The following is an 18,587-nucleotide window of genomic DNA, read 5'->3' on the forward strand; positions in this document are numbered from 1 at the left end:
TACCCCCATGATTATTGAATGGTTTCCTTTAATTCCTCTTCTAATTCCTTTATTTCATCTATGGATAGACCCAGTTCATCAAGTAGAACAGGCGTCTCATCAACGCCATCGGCATTTGCGCTACTCTCTGGGGCATGAGCCTGATTTCCTAGTAAAAAAGAAGAGAGACCTGCAATAGTAGGCTGATTGAACAAATCTTTTACCTGAATCATGACGTCCTGTTCACGAAGGCGTGCACATATCTGGATTGCCTTAATCGAATCTCCCCCTAAATGAAAATAATTGTCCATAATACCAACCAGCGGGATTCCTAGCACCTCTTGCCAGACTTGAACAAGCTGTTGCTCTGTTTCATTGCGTGGCGCCATGTACGCTTGGCTTTGTAAGTCCTCCCAGTCTGGCTCCGGCAAAGCACGACGGTCTACCTTGCCATTTGTGTTTAACGGGAGAGAGGCCATTTGGTGGAAAGAAGCTGGTAGCATATAGTATGGAAGGGACTTCGCTAGCTGGACACGTAGTTCTTGGACATTTACCTCGTAATTCGCTACAAAATAGGCGCATAGTTGATCCAATCCTGTAGTCGACGTCCAATTAATCACTACAGCCTCTTTCACTCCTTCCAGCTCCAGAAGACTATGCTCGATCTCACCTAGCTCGATGCGAAAGCCTCTACGCTTCACCTGATGATCTACCCGCCCAATAAATTCGATGGTCCCATTAGGCAGCCAACGAGCTAAATCCCCTGTCTTGTACATCCGTTCCCCAGGGTAAAACGGATGTGGGACAAATTTCTTGGCGGTAAGCTCCGGATTGTTCAGATAACCGCGAGCCAGACCATCCCCGGAAATACATAGCTCTCCAATGGCGCCATAAGGTTGCATTTGATTTTTCTTGTTGAGGATAAACACCTGTGTATTGGCAAGTGGCACACCGATCGGGACAGTTCCGAGCTCCTCGTCTACCTCGTCCACCGCATGATAGGTAGCATAGACTGTACTCTCTGTTGGACCATATACATGCAGGATTGCTCCCTTTCCCATATAAGCGAGGGCTTTTTGGACATGTCGCAGAGAGACTCGTTCTCCGCCAAAAAGGACTTTGCGCACGCCGGAAAAGCTTTCCATATTGTGATCTACCAGTGTGTTGAACAAAGCTGTCGTTACGAAAAAAATGGTTACTCGCTGCTCTTTTATTTGCGAAAGCAATCCGGTCATATTGAGAAGTGTTTCATGATCAAGTAGCACCAGCTTGGCGCCATTTAGCAACGCACCGAAAATATCAAAGGTGGAGCCATCAAAAGCGAAGTTGGACAATTGCAAGATTGTGTCGTCCGACGTGATTTCCAGATAATTTGTGGTCTTTATTACTCTGGTTACGTTGAAGTGCTGGGTCAAAATACCCTTGGGCTTCCCAGTCGATCCAGAGGTATACATCACGTAGGCGAGATGATCAGGTTGACAAGTGCGTAAGGGATCCTGATTCCACTCAGGATTCGTCGCTGCGAGCATATCCTCCAGCACCAGCACCTGAAAAGCCTCGCCATGCTTTATCCCTTCTTCGACCTCTCTCCATTTCTCCCACATTTCTCTTTGGATCAGGACGATTTTGGGTTTGGCGTCAGACAAGATCATACCAAGCCGTTCAACAGGATTTCTCGGATCGAGTGGGACGTATGCAACGCCCGCTTTGAGAATACCGAAAATTCCGGCAATCATAGTGGGAGAACGCTCAGTAAAAAGCCCGATCAGTTCGTCAGGTTGGACCCCTATTTGCTGAAGCTGATGAGCAATCCGGTTTGCGCGCTGGTTAAGCTCCTCATAAGCTATCGTCTCTTGACCATATACAAGTGCGGTCTGTTTCGGCACTGCTTTCACCTGTTGCTCAAATAGATCAGCGATCGTCTTCTGTCTGGGGTAGTTCGTTTTCGTCTGGTTTTTTTCTGCTAGAAAGTGGTGTTTTTCCTCAGCGGTAAGCATTTCGATCTCATCGAGACCTATCGAGACATCTAGGCTTACAGACTCGATGACAGTTTGGATATGACCTGCCATGCGTTGGATATCCTCGCTCGAAAAATGCTCTTGGCGGTAGATCAGGCGCAGCATTAGTTGATCGGATTTTGACATGACCGTAATGCTAAGCGGGTAATGGGTATGCTCAATGACACGCTTCTCGCCTGCATGTACACCGTCTTCTTGCCATTGCCTTCTCCACGCTTGATTCGCAGGGCTGTTGTCAAAAACCAACAAATGATCAAAAAGGGGAGCCCCTAATGTTACACGCTGAATCTCGGACAAAGGCACATATTCATGCTTCTTGGCGAGCCTGGTTTGTTCGTGAATGCTTTGCAACAACTCCTGAAATGTCTGCTCCTGTGCCCTTTTTACCCGCAGAGGTAAGGTGTTTATGAAGAGCCCAACCATCTTTTCCACCCCAGAAAGCTCGGCTGGACGTCCAGCTACCACCGTACCAAAAACAACATCCGTGCGGTCGTTATAGGCTTGCAATACGATTCCCCAGATTGCTTGGAACACGGAACTTAGTGTCACCTGATTTTGTCGGGCGATATGCGTAAGCCGCTGTGTTACCGCTAGATCGAGGAACACATCATACTCTCCAGCAACAGAGGAGACATCACGTAGCTTGCTCCCTACTGGCAAGGGGGCGATTTCCTCATACCCATGCAATTCATTCTGCCAATATTCGAGAGCACTGCTCCGATCTTGTTTCCACAACCATTTCATATAGTGGCTGTACGGCTGAGTGGGAGGCAATTGGTCTAGCGTTCTATTCAATAGTGAATGATAGATCTGCACCAGATCGCCCAAAATGATATCTGCGCACCACCCGTCCATCAGAATGTGATGAAAACTGATCAAGAGGGTCCATTCCTTTTCGCCCTTCTCGATGATCTGCAAGCGGATCAAAGAGTCTTTTGTAAGATCAAACCCTCGCTCCCGGTCCTCCCTGATTAGCTGTTCTACCCATTCCTCCACGGGAAAATCAACTGATTCGATAAGGCGTTTTTGCACTTTTATCATTAGCGGTCGCTCCCTGAGGACGACCTGCATCGGCTGTTTTACCTGTTCATGCAAAAAGGTAGTACGTAGTACCTCGTGGCGTTGGACAAGTAATTCAAAGCTTTTCGCTAGTACCGTCACATGCAGATCACCTGTAACAGGCAGCACGATCTGCACTTGATAAGAGGTATCATCTTGATCAGCCAATGCGTGAAAGAGCATCCCTTCCTGCATCGGTGAGAGTGAATAGATATCTTGAACATGTTCTCTGGAAAAAGTCGTCATGTTTTTCCCCCGCCTCACTCAAAATGCTTACTGTATGCTTTCTAGCAGGAAATCGTAGATTCGTTCCATTTCATCCTGCTTCAGTTCCCTTTGTATGAAATCTCTAGGGGTCCGATCGCCACCTGACGACCCTGCTCGTTAAGAATGTAATCCGTGCATGAGGGATGGAGTCTCTATAGGCATAATTGGCGCACAAAAAGACAGAGCATGTGCTCGCAGTAGTACTGCAAATGCTCGCTTATGTAGGGTCCGTATGCATTCACATAGGCAACATGTTGCATCTATCTATCGATTGACTAAATCCCGTGATGCTGTAGAGCCGCCGTAATCATCAAAAGCAGAGAAGGCAATGTCACTGGGGTCAAATGAAACACTTACGTGGGTGGCAGTGTCGTTACTGTAATGGCGTATTTCTGAGGGAATTGCTCGAATTTGCATGAAAATACGGGGCAAGCTTGTCCGAATGCCCTTTCACTTGTTGCTCACATAAAATCATCCACGACTTCCTCATTGTGGTTGCAAGCCCACCTCAATGGAGTGAATAAGTACTTGCTGGGGGGACAACTTGAAGTATTTCTGTATTCTTCTGAAATTCATATCGCCAATGGAGCAGATGCCAGCCTTGTGCATTTCAGCGACATGGGTCAACAATTGAACCATGATGCCACTGTCAATCCCTGCATAGAAATACCCCAAACCACCGTATTTCGGCATTGTCACATCAGCGTTATAAATGAGATAGATAGAAAACGCAGATGACTGAAAGATTTCCTTATTCATGGAATAATGTGCATCCTCAGTAATTACACAAGTATTGCTGACCATTTGCAGGACATTTTCAATCGGGTTGTAGTAATAAAGTCCCGCTTTTACGTTTTCTACACGATGATCTTTGATATAGACATACAGATCAATTGGATAAAGGCCGCCAGCCGTTGCATAGTTGTAACGGATTTCGTCCTCGCGTCGATATTGTTTAAATACCGAAATCAGACTGGAAAAGACATCGAATGGAACCTTTTTCTTTTCTTCAAATTGACGCCAGGTTCTACGAGCTGTAATGACCTCGGGAAACTCACTCTCTGCCAAGGGGACGTTCGTTTGGGTTGTTTGCGGTAAAGATCGGGACAATTTTTCCAGCCTAAATGCCTCGTATTGAGCCGGATCAAGAAATGTTTCTGACGAGTACGAATGAGAGATAAGATGTTCTTGGGGGAAATAGATCTCTTGAGGGGTTAGAAGTGTATGAACCAGAATGCGATTTGCAATCAGGTCGCGGACAAAATCTGCGACTTGATCAGGATTTGCCTGTGGAAAACGAGAGATGAGATCGGGAATCTTGATTCCTTTTTGTGTCAAATAATAAAACGTCGGAAACAATCCCAATACAGTACCTGAATAAGATAGCAATTCAATGCGGATTTCATCACCCTGCTGTTCCCACCTGACCGAAGGCGACCAAAAGTATTCACAATCTTCGTGGAAGGGTTTCATCATTTTTTTGGTTACTTGCTGTTGCATGACCTTTATCCCCTTTTCTTTCATAATCTATTTATCTTCACATAAGGCCCGCCGCTACAGGGGTAGGCTCTTCGCTTTCTCGTGGAACAGAAGGCCCGTTGTACCGTACTACTTCACCAGGTATGCCTACAACTGTGCAGTTAGGAGGAACTTCCTTCAGAATGACCGCTCCAGCTCCAATTTTGGAGTTATCTCCCACCCTAATCGGTCCCAATACTTTTGCACCTGCACTGATGATGACGTTGTTGCCTATCGTGGGATGCCGTTTTCCTGTATCCTTGCCAGTTCCCCCAAGGGTGACACATTGATATAGAGTCACATGATTGCCGATCTCTGTCGTTTCCCCAATAACAATGCCCATACCATGATCAATAAAGACGGCCTCTCCGATCTTGGCTCGCGGATGAATGTCAACTCCGGTTAGAAATCGGTTAACTACAGAAATCATACGCCCTGCCAGGAAAAACCCTTTTTTGTAAATGCCATGAGCAATACGGTGAAGCAAAAGGGCGTGGAAGCCGGGGTAACAAAGAATAATCTCCAAGGTGTTTCTGGCTGCTGGGTCCTTAGCTTTGATAAAATCAATGTCCTTCCTCAACTTATGAAACATGGGATCTCTCCTCTTGTTCATAGCGTTACCCATATCGTTAAAACGTCTCTATTTCTGTTGCAAATTTTGCTCCTCGGCGATCCCCCTTTCCTTTGCTTTCAATTCGTTTTGTCCATTCTATACTTCAGAATTCAAATTTTAATATAAAACCACGAATACTAAACGTATAGTATTGAACACAAAGATTATTCTACTACGCAATTATTCGCATGTAAATATTTTACAGTAAAAAAATTACATATAACCCTCTATTTTCTATCGAGAGTTATGATCTTTACATACCGTAATGGAAAATGTTAGAATTCAATTAATAACGATACTAAACATTTAATATTAAATGTTTAGGAAGATGGTGAGGTGCAAACATGACGAGAGCTATGGTGCTAGGACTTTTGTTAAAATCTGGACCGATGTCCGGCTATGAAATACAGCAGAAAATGATATCGGCCAAAACAGACAAGTGGGCTTATGTCCAGCCTGCTTCGATTTACCATGCATTAAAGAAGCTGGATCAAGAAGGATTTGTAGCTTTGGAAACGCTGGAGCAGACTGGGAATCGTTCCAAGGCAATCTATTCGATTACAGCAGAAGGCAAGCAAGAGTTAAAACGGTTGCTGGTCAACGCCTTTCAAAACTCATCTGTTTTGTTTCCCACCGATTTATACACGGCGTTAACTTTCATGGATGAAGCTGAGCTAGATGACATTATCCTCGCTTTGGAAAAGCAGCAACTGGCCATTCAGAAAGTCTATGAGGACTTGAAAGCCGATCAGGAAGAAAAGGCAAAATTTATGGAAATGCCACAAAATGTCCTGTACATATTCCAAAATATCTATGATCAATGTGAGCTGCAGTTGGGCTTTATCAGTAAATTAAAGGAAGACTTTCTGGCCCAAAGACAGAATGCTTCCCCTATAAATTCGATCTGAAATGGCCAAGTAAGGAGTTAAGATGGAGCTAGCTCTCCTAGTAAAAAGTAATCTGCCTGCTTGGCTTTGGTGAACCAAGCTCCCTAACGCAGAAGCTTGTTTCTTCCACTATAATTGAAAATGGCATATTCATTACCAAGAGAAACCTAATAAAGCAAAAAGCAGTATTTGTTGTACATACTGCTTTTTGCTTTTACTTAACATTTTCTGATTATTTTTTTGTTATTGAATAGCGAAACGATGCAATGGCACGCAGACCAGAGTTGAACCGAACACGAGGTCAACAGCAGTACTCATCAGTATAAAACTTGGACATGGTTTATCCCGGAAATTCCTTGACATTTCATATCCGCCTTATCCTCTCGCTCCCGGTTGTTAACAATGAAAAACCAATTGTATAATGGTACCTTCACCGAGCTTACTTTCTATTCTCATTTCAGCGTCATGAATGTTAGCAATCTCCTTACATAATGAAAGTCCGAGCCCGAGGCCTCCTCCATTCGCTCTCGATCTCGATTTGTCGGACATAAAGAAGGGCTCAAAGACTTTTGTTATGTCTTCATCAGGAATACCGATCCCTGTATCTTTCACTTCAAGAATAATTTTTGACTCCGTATTTCTGTATGAACGTAGAAGTATTTTATCGTTGTTCTTCGATGCTTTAATTGCATTGTCTACCAGGTTTGCAAGTAAAATTTTCATCAAATCCTTATCCATTAAAACACTAAGATGCTCCGTCGATATTTCCAGATCCATATTCTTTATGTTCAGCTTTGGAATAAAGGAATGTTTGATTTCTACAAAAAGTTCGTCAAGTGCTCCCTTTTTTAACTCAAAATCTTCTTTTCGCAAAACAATGAGCTCCATAAGCTTAAATGTCAGTTTCTCTAGCCGCTTTCCTTCTTCATAGATAAAGCTTAATGAGTTGATATGAGTCTCTTCATCATATTTATTCGTGCGTAAATAATCCGCATAGCCTATGATCGAAGTTAAAGGAGTCCGAAGTTCATGTACCAGGTTATCGATAAACCTTTGCTTGTCTTCTGAAGATCTTTTAAGCTGGTTTACTTTATCTTCTACATCAACGGCCATCAAATTGAAATTTTCCGCTAACAACCCGATTTCATCATTCGATTTTACCTTTACTCTTTCGCTGAAATTCCCGGCTGCAATTATTCTTGTTGACTGGATCAGTTTATTAATCGGTTTTACGATAAACATGCTCATGATGATGGTAACGATGACCAAAATTGCTGAAACAAGAGCATTTAACTTGATTAAAAGGCTTAATAAGTCTTTTCTATTTTCATAAACACTCGAAATATCTTTCACGTAAGAAAGCTTATAGTGATTATTTTCCAAATAAATATTCTTAGCGATAAATAAGTACGTCTTTTCCCCTAGATCCCGTATGATGTAATTTACTTTATCTGACGGTATGTTTAATTCTTCTCGATGAGTAAGAGTTATCTTGTTGTTTTTAAAATGACTGAAAATAACCTTATTGTTTTCATCTATTACATCTAGATACACCTCCTGTTCCCCGAGGTTTTCCAAGTATGTACGAATCATGGAATCTATGTTTGGTTTGCCAACTCCTTCTGCATCTGGGGTTGAAGATTTTTGAACTTTAAGCAGATATAGATTTGATTCTAAAGAATTAGCAAATCGATCCTGTTCACTTATTCCGGAACGGATCTCCATATTGAGATTGAGCTCAAAGCTGCTATTAATAAGGTATATGGATGCTGGTACAAAAAAGATTTCAAAGATGATTAATGTACATAAAAATATCCTCTGCCAAAATTTCATTTATTCCTCCAGCCTATATCCCAACTTAAATACTGTTTTAATTTCATCTTTCCATCCCAGCTTTTTTCTTAGCTTTTGGATATGGTTGTCGATCGTCCGAGTCTCGCCAACGTAGTCATATCCCCAAATTTTTTCTATGATTTTTTCTCTCGTTAATACGATGTTTTTATTTTGTACTAGAAACACCAATAATTCGAACTCTTTCAAGGTAAGCTCAATTATTTCACCGTTCTTTTTCACCTTCATTTCTTGCAAGTATACTTCTGTGTCTTTAAAATTTATGATGTTGCTTTTTTTATTGTAATGCCTTAACACATTTTCAATCCTGGCCAGCAATTCAATTCCTTCAAAGGGTTTCGTAATATAGTCATCTACCCCCGCTTTTAATCCATACACTTTATCTGTGACAGAACTTTTCGCAGTTAAAAAAATGACAGGTATCCCTAAAGGTTTAATTTTTTCAAATAAAGTAAATCCATCAACTTTTGGAAGCATAACATCCAGTAGTATCAGATCAAAACGATCTTTTTCAATTACATTTAGGGCTTCCTCTCCGTTAAAAACGATTGAACTCTCATAATTTGCCGTATTTAAATTCAATTTAATTAAATTTGCTACTGCGATATCATCTTCAACAACTAAAATTTTTATCATTCTGTTTTTACCTCATTCCTTTTGTAACGATTAGATGGAGTAAGTAGCATTTCGGGCACTTCCTCCATCTAATCGGTCCTACAATTTTTAATTTGCTTTCAGTTCTCTGAAATTCTCACGGTAGTCTTTTTCTACGGAAGGTAGAGTGATTAGTCTGTCATAATTAATCTCATAGCTGGATACTGAATAATTCTTCAGACTAATTGTCATATCTACATCCCTTCCATCTTCCAGATCGCAAAGAACACGTATGGTTCCGGAACTAGCACTCTTACTAACTTTCATCGTATTTTCCTTAACATTTTTCTGTTGTTTATCAAAAAAGTTGATAACCGCAGATTTAACTTTCGCATCATCGATTGTTGTCTCTGAGCTTCGATCTTCATTCGTGAAGGCCGTTAAAGAAACAATTTCACCTGTTTCTTCATTTATGACAATGCGATTAGAAGCGGGCATTGGCTGGTTTAAGTCTTCAGCACGAACAAACTGTACAACGATAACATTTGCCGTATCTTTTTTGGCGTTTTCTTTTAATACAGCTGCATCTTCTTTTGAATATAAATCCATAAAGAACTTAAAGTCTTCTTGCGCGTTCGTTCGATTAACACGCGCCTCACCAAAAGATTTCGCGTCAAGCCCCATATAGTCTTTTAGCGCTTTGGTTGCCATTTTTACCGCTTCTTCATCACTAATCTTTCCATTTGCTACTTTGACTACAGTGGTTTGATTTGTGCCATTTCCTACTTTGCTTGCCACTGTTACGACCTTGTTTTTAGTAGAATGAACCGCGTTTTCGCTTGCAAATACAGCTGCTGTAGCACCGCCTACAATTGTTAGTGCCATTGAAAAAACGAGAATATTTTTTTTGTTCATAGTAATGCCTCCTGAAATTTTTAGTTTTTGGTTTGTGCACGAAACCCTTGTTACAGGTATAGAATATAGCGGTAATATGTAAAAAGTATCTTTCAGTTGTCTCCAAGTTGTAAATTCTATGAAACCATTTCTTTCGTTGTTATAGGAAAGATTGAAAACCACCTGGAGGCTTGCTTCAGGTGGTTTTCAAAAGCGGGTTTTGCATTCCTACCACTGAATGAGATGGGAACATCGTAACCCATTCAATTACTAATATTACTATAGAAAAGAAAAGCAAAGAACAGTATCCAACAACAAATACTGTTCTTTGCTTTATATTTTCAAATTATGCTTCTTTAAGATCAAAACGATCGGCATTCATTACCTTCACCCATGCAGCAATGAAGTCACGCACAAACTTTTCTTTGTTATCGTCTTGGGCATAAACTTCTGCAATGGCACGCAGTACAGAGTTTGAACCGAACACGAGGTCAACAGCAGTTGCTGTACGCAACACTTCACCTGTTTTACGATCACGTCCTTCAAATACGCCGCCGTCTAGAGGCTTCCACTGTACGCCCATGTCTAGCAAGTTAACAAAGAAGTCGTTTGTGAGTATGCCTACACGATCTGTGAATACGCCGTGTTGTGTGCCGCCGTGGTTTGTACCGATCACACGCATCCCGCCAACGAGTGCAGTCATTTCTGGAGCAGTAAGGTTTAATAGCTGTGCCTTGTCTATCAGAAGCTCTGCAGGACTTACACGATACTGCTTCTTCTGATAGTTCCGGAAACCATCTGCGATTGGCTCGAGCACGTCAAAGCTTTCTGCATCGGTTTGCTCTTGTGTTGCATCGCCACGTCCAGGAGCAAATGGAACCGATACATCAAAGCCAGCGTCTTGTGCAGCTTTTTCTACTGCGGCACTACCGCCAAGTACAATCAAATCGGCCATGCTGACTTTTTTACCAAAGTCCTCTTGAATGACTCCCAGGATCGTAAGTACTTTTTCAAGTTTTTTGGGCTCATTTACTTCCCACTCCTTCTGCGGAGCAAGACGGATGCGAGCACCATTGGCGCCACCACGCATATCCGAACCACGGAAGGTACAAGCGGAAGCCCAAGCTGTTGTTACCAGCTCGCTGACGGTAAGACCCGAGTCCAAGATTCGTGTTTTCAGTTCTGCAACATCGGCATCTGTTAGTTCATAATCAGCAGCGGGTATAGGATCTTGCCAAATAAAATCTTCTGCTGGAACCTCTGGGCCTAAATATCTTGAACGAGGCCCCATGTCGCGGTGTGTAAGTTTGAACCATGCAGTTGCAAATGCATCTGCAAACTCCTCTGGATTCTCATAGTAACGACGAGAAATTTTTTCGTATGCTGGATCCATACGCAAGGCCATATCCGCAGTGGTCATCATCGTTGGAACACGCACGGATGCATCTTCTGCATCTGGTGCAAGATGCTCATCAGCAGGATTAACAGCAACCCATTGGTGTGCACCGGCAGGACTCTTGGTCAACTCCCATTCATATCCGAACAGTAGTTCAAAAAAACCATTATCCCATTGTGTCGGATTCGCGGTCCAGGCACCTTCAATACCGCTAGTGATGGCGTCGCGACCTATACCGGAACCGTGTGTACTCTGCCACCCTAATCCCATTGCTTCCAAAGGAGCAGCTTCCGGCTCTGGGCCTACAAGAGCAGCATCTCCTGCGCCGTGAGCCTTCCCAAATGTATGACCACCTGCCACCAGTGCAACGGTTTCTTCATCGTTCATTCCCATGCGTTTGAAGGTTTCGCGGATGTCGCGAGCACTTGCAAGCGGATCTGGATTCCCGTTCGGACCTTCTGGGTTCACATAAATCAGACCCATTTGAACAGCAGCAAGCGGATTCTCGAGCTCACGATCACCGCTGTAACGCTTATCGCCTAGCCATTCCTTTTCAGCACCCCAGTAAATATCTTCTTCTGGATGCCAAACGTCCGCGCGTCCGCCTCCAAAACCGATTGTCTTTCCGCCCATGGATTCAATAGCAGCATTGCCTGCTAGGATGTACAAGTCCGCCCAAGAGATCTTGTTGCCATATTTTTGCTTGATCGGCCATAGCAGTCGACGAGCTTTATCAAGGTTGGCATTGTCTGGCCAACTGTTAAGTGGTGCAAAACGCTGTGTGCCCGTTCCAGCCCCGCCTCGTCCGTCTCCTGTACGATATGTACCAGCGGAATGCCAAGCCATACGGATAAATAACGGCCCGTAATGTCCGTAGTCGGCAGGCCACCAATCTTGGCTGTTTGTCATTAGATCATAAAGATCCTGTTTGAGAGCATGGTAGTCCAACTTTTTGAACTCTTCTGCATAATCGAAGTCCTCGCCCATAGGGTTAGATTTCCTGTCATGCTGATGCAGGATGTTCAAGTTCAACTGGTTGGGCCACCAGTGTTTGTTCGATGTAGCACTAGGGTTGTGATTCGTAGTGCTACCGTGCGAAAACGGGCACTTTCCAGTGTTAGCAGTTGCCATAGAGTCCATTTGTCCCTCTCCCGTCATTTAAATTAAGTATTAGATAATAATACTTCTAATTAATTTATATAGTAGTTAACAAGAGAAATCAACATCTTTTTGCTCTTTTCATCGTAAGGATTTATGGAAAGTTGCGATTGGCATCGTATCGCGGGGCAGTCAAAATAACAGGGGAATCGTAAGAAGAGCGATAAAATATATGAACTCTTTCATTTCCGAATAGCTGATTCTAACGTATGCATGGACCGTGTAGATTATGATCTTGTCACCATTCGGAACCTCGATCCATCACAAAAAGCCCACTATCTCCCCGTAACGGAATATGTGGGCTTATTGTGCGTAACTGGCTTACTTGATTGAATGATTCAATCAATAGGAGACACAACGCGGGACTCTCATTCCATGCAGTCGGGAGAAATCACCTCCCATTTTCCAAACAGCGTGAAACCCGCTGCTTTCGCCAAGGCTGTAGACGTATGGTTATCGAGTTGGCATCGGTACTGCGGTTCGTATCCCTGACCATAGGCATATTTGCAGATGGAACGCACTACTTTGCGGGCATGGCCTTTTCCTCTAAAGGACGTCAGCGTCAATACGCCAAGATCCGCAATTTCAGTCTCCTCCTCCCATGGATACATACTGGCAACGCTGACTAAACGATTTTGCTCAAAAGAGCCGAACACTGCCCAGTGATCCAATTCTACATAAGCGTCATCCAAGTCTTGTTCCGATGCGGAGGAAGCAAACGCGGAGAAAACCGACTCATCTTGCACGGTTAACCGGCGCAAGTCACCTTCGAGGTTTTCTTGCAGCAATACGTTCTTCTCGGCTTTTGAAAAATAAAAAAGATAGTCTGCACCATGTAGCGTAACGCCCGCTTCATTCAATTTCTGGCGAAAGATCGACTCAGACAAGGATTGTTGTGAAGAGAGGCCTATCTTATCGGCCAGCGCAGGTGTCAAGACCGCCATCACGCGTCCGTCGGAGGTTTCCAGCACCATAACCCGACTATCTTCGTCAAGTACAGGGTTTATGGCAACAGTAAAAGTTCCATCGCTATAGAGGACGTCACCGTTCAAAAATTGCTCCCGCCAAAAGTCAGTGATCGTTTGTGAAAATACAGGCACACTTCTTACTGGATTTGTCATTATGTTCACTCCCTCATACGTTAGACTTATGTATGCTTCCGAAGTTTCTTTAGAAATTGCTCGATCGCATCCATATAACCCGGTATCGTAATCTGTCTGGGAGCGAAGAGACTAATAAGTACTGCCCGCATATTTGAATTTGCCGTTTGCTTGCTTAACATAGAGTGATCAGCGTCAGGAAAGACCGCTACGGTTAGCAGCTCATGTTTTACGATGTCACGATATACCCTCTCCGTTTCCTTCACATCGACATGTATATCTTCTTCCCCCAGTATCAGAAGTACAGGCGAATTGAAATTCGGAAGGTCATTAGTGGCATCTGACAAGAAATTTTTGCTCACAAATGTCCATCTGTCTTTTGCCATCAAATTATTTTCGCGAGCAATTTTCACATACTCCTCATAGGAAGCTTGTTTTTCCAATAACGTGAGTACTTGCTGGTCATACGCCTCTTTGTCTTGAATTTCCGCTTCTGAATACTCGTCTATCACCATATTTTTGCGTGTATGATATTGCCCTTGACTTACCCAATTAATGGCGGGGGATAGCAGAAGGCTGAATGCAAGCGGTTCCTTCTTGGCGAGCTTTGGAATGACCCATCCTGCCTGGCTTGCTCCCCAAACCCCAATCTGTTTCTCGTCAATCATCGGCTGCTCTTTTGCCCAAGCAATAGCCTGACGCGCTTCTTCCACGCGGTCATCTATACTCTGGTGTAACCAATTGCCCTCGGAACCGTTCATTCCTCTCTTATTTAGGGACAAGGAGGCGTAACCAAGTGAGGCTAACCGCTCCCATAGCGGCTTATAGCCATCATCATGCGTGGCATCAATAGGTCCATCACCATGTATAAACAAGACTAAGCCCAATTTGTTCGTGTAGTTTTTAGGCAGTACGAACGTACCGGTCAATTTGCCTTCCGATGTCTGGATTTCTACAGCTTGCTCAACCATATCAAAGCTGTTTTGCTCCAATATGTATAGTCCTGCTCCGCCAAATAGCAGGACGATGATCATCATGGAAATCATTATTTTCTTTTTCATCTATCCTTCTCCTCTTGAAAAGTTTTCAAAGTGAATATCTCCAACTGTACACCTTAGGTCAGACCTAAGGTCAAGTAATGAAATGATTAAGGCAGATCGTGTAAATAGATGGTACCTTGAATGGACTTTCAAGAGAGTTCATTCTAGATATATCCACTCTTTAAAGGGGGTGATAATTTATCTTTGCTGCCGCCTGAATGGTCAAACTATCATCACGAAAGTTATGAAGGCATCCAACTCCGGAAATGAGGCTGGCAAAACATTTGTCGTAGAGCAAAACGGAGAACGCGCTACTCTCGGTATCAAAAAAGGGCGTCTCTTCTTCGCTGGTTAAACCGAATACCCTTTCCCTTGAAGCAACGATTTTTATGGAAGAAGAGGCTTCCCGCCATTTTCTGTTGTTTTCGTTAACAGGCTTGATGTATTTCATGTTTATCATTTATAAGGATGAATCGAAGATAATAGAAAGATTAATGGATGAATTATTAACCGTACATTTTTCACTTCAGCAGAGGCAGTACGGACGAGAAAATAAAGTCCTGAACTGCCTCTGATTGTGAAGGCTGTCAATTGGGGCAGATACCCATCATTTTCTTACGACAAGTTGAATGACATGGGCTAATCCGGTGTGCGCCTTTCCTGCCACACGCTCTTGTTCACCATAGAAGAAATGGATCACCTCATGACCTTTGCACCAAGCAAGAATTTCTTTTGGATCATAAAGCATGTCAAGTTCCTGGGGGCCACCCGTACCATACTTTAATTGTTCCTCCGAGAATACCTCAAGCATGAGAATTCCTTTTGGCTTTATTGCCTTTTTCATTTTATTCAGAACCATCGTCTGAGCATTTTTATGAAAATGTCCATATACCATAATCGCGGCATCATATTCTTCGCTTGGCACATCCTCTTCCAAAAGGTCAATTTTTTGGGTTTGTACGTCAACGGAATGCTTCCGAGCCAGTTTTTTCGTTTTTTGCAAGCCGCTCTCCGCATAGTCAATGGCTGTCACTTCAAGATTTCTTTTTGCTAAAAAAACTGCATTTCGGCCTTCACCCTCTGCAAACGCGATCACTTTTTGACCTTGTTCTAACCGAAAAGCTTGTTGTTGAATAAAAACGTTAGGTTCTTCCCCATAATAATATTCTTCCGAATGAAAGCGCTCATTCCAAATATTCCCCATGTTCACCATCCTCCTGTCATTAAAATCCATTATAGATTTATTATATCTACAATATCTCCAAAGACAAGGATGTGTCAATATCACATGGTATCGAGAGCATTAACAAAAGAGCCTTTCTTTGAACGTACCTCTTGACCTTAGGTCTGACCTAAGGTGTATGGTTAAGATATTCTACCTCATCCCAAGGGAGTAACGTTTATGAAGAGTGAAATCACCATTAGCGAATTAGCTATGCTTATGAATGTGTCTGTTCATCAGATTCGTTATTTTGAAGAGAAAGGGGTTCTTCTACCTGCTTACTTAGATAACAATCAGTATCGAATGTATAGCATGGATCAAGTTTACCAGCTAGCCCATATTCTGTTGCTTCGCAAATTGGGAGTGCCTGTCCAGTCGATTAAAGAATGCATGACTTCCTATTCTGCTGATCAATACGGGCAGCTACTCAATCGTTCTTTGAGAGAAATACATGCAGAGATCCTTCGCCTTCAAGAGCTTCAGCAATTCATAACAAAGGTTTTGCATGAACAAAAGAATTTTCAATCTCTCACGAATCCCTACCAAATAAAGTGGCGCGAAACCACTTATTTGTCCCGGTGGATAGAAATGAGTTCCCAAATGACGCTAAACGCCAAACTGTTGGCTGAACAGGCCAAGTCTGTCCCGAACTTGTTCGAATCGGACATTCATTTTATCGACGATGGTTCCAGTACCCTTACGTTATACACGGAAACAGAAGCGCCTGGCGATTTTTCAATACCCAGCGGCAACTATCTGTCTACCCAAAGGCTAGTCCATGAAGAGGATGAGCTTGAACAAGTGATTGAACAGTTTTACGCCTATGCCGCAGCCCAGTCTCATGTTATACAGGGACCCTTGATCCTCATTGAAAGATCCTACTTATCCCTATTTAGTCAAGGCCAACTGCACTATGAACTACAAGCTTTGATCGAACCGACTACCCATTCCGAAAGGGGAAGCCGCTCGTGACTGTTTCACCAATTACGATAGAACCTATGCATTCTATGTATAATCAACAGATTGGTCAGCTTCTTGTTCACGGGTTTCGTGGGAAATTCCAAACCCTTACGAAGCTCAATGATGGCGATCTTGCCCTCTTTTTCGAAAAGTTATTTGATCATGTTCCTTCAGATCCAGCGAGTCAACGAATGGTTGCGCTACAAGAGGGAGAAGTTATCGGGACGATATCTATCAAGTGGAAGACCGAATCTACTAGCGTGCCAACATTTCCTGCATGGAAGAACTTCCATCGTTTTGGAAAATGGAATCTCCTGAAAATGTTCATCGGATTATCTTTCTTAGACCATAAACCAGAGGCTGGAGAATGTTATATTACAGACGTTGTTGTCCATCCGGATCATCAAGGCAAAGGAATTGGAAACCTGCTATTGCAGTGGGCGCAGAATTTCGCACAAACACAGCCAAGTCTAGACAAGTTAAGCTTGTATGTCGCAGGCAAAAACCCCCGGGCAGAGCAGCTTTATCAGCGATTATCGTTCCATACGCAATTGCGAGAAAGCAGCTTCCTCTCACATATATTATTCAAAGAGAAAAAATGGAGTTACATGGTGAAGAAATTGAAATAACTCATGACAAAGGGCGAATCGTCTCTACTCGACATCCGCCCTTTGATAGTAAACCAAGTTTTCATAAGGATACCCCGTCATCTGGATCTTTGCTCATACAGCTTAACGATTTCGATAATGGTGTTCACAGCGTGCAGCATGTTATCAACGGAGACATACTCGAACCGCCCGTGGTAGTTTTCCCCGCCTGTGAAAATATTCGGTGTTGGCAACCCCATGTATGATAGCTGTGAGCCATCCGTGCCACCGCGAATCGGTTGAATCATCGGTACGATTCCGAGGTTTTCGAGTGCTTGTGTAGCGATGTCCACTACTTCCATTACAGGCTCAATTTTTTCCCGCATGTTGAAGTATTCGTCTTTGATTTCGAGCTCAATTCGCTGTTCTCCGTATTTTTTCTGTAATTCTTCTACGATACGAGCCAATTCGGACTTTCTCTCCTGGAACCGATTACGATCGTGATCCCGGATCAAATAACGAAGCTGCGTTTGCTCGACGTCTCCATGAATGGAAGACAGATGATAAAAGCCTTCGTAGCCTTCTGTCTCCTCAGGAGTTTCATTAACCGGCAGCTTTCCATGCAGCTCCATGGCAATTTTTGAAGCGTTGACCATTTTACCTTTGGCCGAGCCAGGGTGAACGTTCTTCCCTCTGCAAGTAATGATGGCTGATGCAGCATTAAAGCTCTCGTACTCGATCCCGCCAAGAGGCCCACCATCCATCGTATAGGCATATACTGCATCGAAGGCGGACACATCAAACTTTTCTGGGCCTCTGCCGATTTCTTCATCCGGGGTAAAAGCCACTCTTATTTTCCCGTGCTTCAGTTCTGGATGGCGAATCAGATAAGACATAGCGGTCATGATTTCGGCAATACCGGCTTTATCATCAGCGCCAAGTAATGTGGTACCGTCTGTCGTGATTAAGGTGTGGCCTTTGTAGCCAGCCAGCTCTGGAAACTCGCGCGGTGAAAGGACAATATTCAGCGCTTCATTCAAGACAATGTCTTGTCCGTTATAATTTTCAATGACTTGCGGCTTCACGCCAGCGCCGGTAAAATCGGTGGCCGTATCCATATGAGCAAGAAACCCGATTGTTGGAATTTCTTGGTCTGTATTGGACGGTAGGGTTGCCATGACATAACCGTTTGCATCCATTGTAACTTCCTGCATACCTATCGCTTTCAGCTCGTCTACGAGCATTTGGGCAAGTACGAGCTGCCCTGGTGTTGAGGGGCACGTTTCGCTGTTCTCATCGGATTGTGTATCAACTTGCGCGTAAGAGATGAATCTATTCATGATTTCCGTTTTCATGGTTTTATCTCAACTCCAGTACAGTTAGTCAAACTTATTCAAGTAAGAGGCAATCTCGTGACAAATTCTACCACGATCCCCGTCTATTC

15 protein-coding genes are annotated in these 18,587 nt (G+C 43.3%); 3 read left to right on the top strand and 12 right to left on the bottom strand.

Going from position 1 to position 18,587, the window contains the following annotated elements; genetic code table 11:
* Positions 1-11 precede the first annotated feature (11 nt).
* From ASG16_RS28335 to epsC, 3 genes are all read right to left on the bottom strand, one after another.
* On the bottom strand, positions 12-3,302 hold the full coding sequence (locus ASG16_RS28335) for a non-ribosomal peptide synthetase (RefSeq protein WP_056487603.1): 3,291 nt from the start codon (positions 3,300-3,302) through the stop codon (positions 12-14).
* Positions 3,303-3,809: 507 nt separating this feature from the next.
* Positions 3,810-4,823 (bottom strand): SagB/ThcOx family dehydrogenase, encoded by a 1,014-nt coding sequence (locus ASG16_RS28340; RefSeq protein WP_056487605.1) that lies wholly within the window; start codon positions 4,821-4,823, stop codon positions 3,810-3,812.
* A 37-nt stretch (positions 4,824-4,860) separates the two neighbouring features.
* Complete coding sequence (epsC, locus tag ASG16_RS28345) at positions 4,861-5,454, bottom strand: serine O-acetyltransferase EpsC (protein WP_111914544.1); 594 nt, start codon at positions 5,452-5,454, stop codon at positions 4,861-4,863.
* A 344-nt stretch (positions 5,455-5,798) separates the two neighbouring features.
* Between epsC and ASG16_RS28350 the strand changes: the two genes are divergently transcribed.
* On the top strand, positions 5,799-6,362 hold the full coding sequence (locus tag ASG16_RS28350) for a PadR family transcriptional regulator (RefSeq protein WP_056487611.1): 564 nt from the start codon (positions 5,799-5,801) through the stop codon (positions 6,360-6,362).
* Positions 6,363-6,737: 375 nt separating this feature from the next.
* Here ASG16_RS28350 and ASG16_RS28355 read toward each other — a convergent pair whose 3' ends face one another.
* From ASG16_RS28355 to ASG16_RS28385, 8 genes are all read right to left on the bottom strand, one after another.
* Entirely contained in the window at positions 6,738-8,174 is a 1,437-nt protein-coding gene (locus ASG16_RS28355; protein ID WP_056487614.1) for a sensor histidine kinase, read from the bottom strand.
* Positions 8,175-8,828 carry a response regulator transcription factor gene (locus ASG16_RS28360; RefSeq protein WP_056487617.1) on the bottom strand — a complete coding sequence of 218 codons (654 nt, stop codon included), beginning with the start codon at positions 8,826-8,828 and terminating at the stop codon, positions 8,175-8,177.
* A gap of 87 nt (positions 8,829-8,915) precedes the next feature.
* Positions 8,916-9,701, bottom strand: coding sequence for a hypothetical protein (locus ASG16_RS28365; RefSeq protein WP_056487622.1), 786 nt, complete (start codon positions 9,699-9,701; stop codon positions 8,916-8,918).
* A 325-nt stretch (positions 9,702-10,026) separates the two neighbouring features.
* Positions 10,027-12,216: a catalase/peroxidase HPI gene (gene katG, locus ASG16_RS28370; protein WP_056487624.1), complete on the bottom strand. Its 2,190-nt coding sequence runs from the start codon at positions 12,214-12,216 to the stop codon at positions 10,027-10,029.
* 386 nt (positions 12,217-12,602) lie between these two features.
* Positions 12,603-13,355: a GNAT family N-acetyltransferase gene (locus tag ASG16_RS28375; protein ID WP_056487626.1), complete on the bottom strand. Its 753-nt coding sequence runs from the start codon at positions 13,353-13,355 to the stop codon at positions 12,603-12,605.
* A 26-nt stretch (positions 13,356-13,381) separates the two neighbouring features.
* Entirely contained in the window at positions 13,382-14,395 is a 1,014-nt protein-coding gene (locus tag ASG16_RS28380) for an alpha/beta hydrolase family protein (protein ID WP_056487628.1), read from the bottom strand.
* 160 nt (positions 14,396-14,555) lie between these two features.
* The gene (locus ASG16_RS30615) at positions 14,556-14,825 is read right to left on the bottom strand and encodes a hypothetical protein (RefSeq protein WP_133257457.1); all 270 of its coding nucleotides are present in this window, start codon (positions 14,823-14,825) and stop codon (positions 14,556-14,558) included.
* Between the two features lie 156 nt (positions 14,826-14,981).
* Positions 14,982-15,578, bottom strand: a complete 597-nt coding sequence (locus tag ASG16_RS28385; RefSeq protein ID WP_056487631.1) for a class I SAM-dependent methyltransferase — start codon at positions 15,576-15,578, stop codon at positions 14,982-14,984.
* A gap of 198 nt (positions 15,579-15,776) precedes the next feature.
* Here ASG16_RS28385 and ASG16_RS28390 point away from each other — a divergent pair, with 198 nt between their 5' ends.
* Positions 15,777-16,568 (top strand): MerR family transcriptional regulator, encoded by a 792-nt coding sequence (locus ASG16_RS28390; RefSeq protein ID WP_056487634.1) that lies wholly within the window; start codon positions 15,777-15,779, stop codon positions 16,566-16,568.
* A complete protein-coding gene (locus ASG16_RS28395) occupies positions 16,565-17,185 on the top strand; it encodes a GNAT family N-acetyltransferase (RefSeq protein WP_056487637.1) in 621 nt (206 codons plus the stop codon). The genes ASG16_RS28390 and ASG16_RS28395 overlap by 4 nt, the downstream gene beginning before the upstream one ends.
* Before the next feature lie 77 nt (positions 17,186-17,262).
* On the opposite strand, the gene pepT is transcribed toward ASG16_RS28395, so the two are convergent.
* Positions 17,263-18,498: a peptidase T gene (pepT, locus tag ASG16_RS28400; protein ID WP_056487640.1), complete on the bottom strand. Its 1,236-nt coding sequence runs from the start codon at positions 18,496-18,498 to the stop codon at positions 17,263-17,265.
* Positions 18,499-18,587 lie beyond the last annotated feature (89 nt).

This window comes from Brevibacillus sp. Leaf182 (assembly GCF_001423865.2).
GTDB lineage: Bacteria > Bacillota > Bacilli > Brevibacillales > Brevibacillaceae > Brevibacillus > Brevibacillus brevis_C.

Bases quoted from the DNA above. Each gene is read 5' to 3' on its own strand.
- ASG16_RS28335 (WP_056487603.1), bottom strand. From the start codon at position 3,302: ATGACGACTTTTTCCAGAGAACATGTTCAAGATATCTATTCACTCTCA.
- ASG16_RS28340 (WP_056487605.1), bottom strand. From the start codon at position 4,823: ATGCAACAGCAAGTAACCAAAAAAATGATGAAACCCTTCCACGAAGAT.
- epsC (WP_111914544.1), bottom strand. From the start codon at position 5,454: ATGAACAAGAGGAGAGATCCCATGTTTCATAAGTTGAGGAAGGACATT.
- ASG16_RS28350 (WP_056487611.1), top strand. From the start codon at position 5,799: ATGACGAGAGCTATGGTGCTAGGACTTTTGTTAAAATCTGGACCGATG.
- ASG16_RS28355 (WP_056487614.1), bottom strand. From the start codon at position 8,174: ATGAAATTTTGGCAGAGGATATTTTTATGTACATTAATCATCTTTGAA.
- ASG16_RS28360 (WP_056487617.1), bottom strand. From the start codon at position 8,828: ATGATAAAAATTTTAGTTGTTGAAGATGATATCGCAGTAGCAAATTTA.
- ASG16_RS28365 (WP_056487622.1), bottom strand. From the start codon at position 9,701: ATGAACAAAAAAAATATTCTCGTTTTTTCAATGGCACTAACAATTGTA.
- katG (WP_056487624.1), bottom strand. From the start codon at position 12,216: ATGGACTCTATGGCAACTGCTAACACTGGAAAGTGCCCGTTTTCGCAC.
- ASG16_RS28375 (WP_056487626.1), bottom strand. From the start codon at position 13,355: ATGACAAATCCAGTAAGAAGTGTGCCTGTATTTTCACAAACGATCACT.
- ASG16_RS28380 (WP_056487628.1), bottom strand. From the start codon at position 14,395: ATGAAAAAGAAAATAATGATTTCCATGATGATCATCGTCCTGCTATTT.
- ASG16_RS30615 (WP_133257457.1), bottom strand. From the start codon at position 14,825: ATGAAATACATCAAGCCTGTTAACGAAAACAACAGAAAATGGCGGGAA.
- ASG16_RS28385 (WP_056487631.1), bottom strand. From the start codon at position 15,578: ATGGGGAATATTTGGAATGAGCGCTTTCATTCGGAAGAATATTATTAT.
- ASG16_RS28390 (WP_056487634.1), top strand. From the start codon at position 15,777: ATGAAGAGTGAAATCACCATTAGCGAATTAGCTATGCTTATGAATGTG.
- pepT (WP_056487640.1), bottom strand. From the start codon at position 18,498: ATGAAAACGGAAATCATGAATAGATTCATCTCTTACGCGCAAGTTGAT.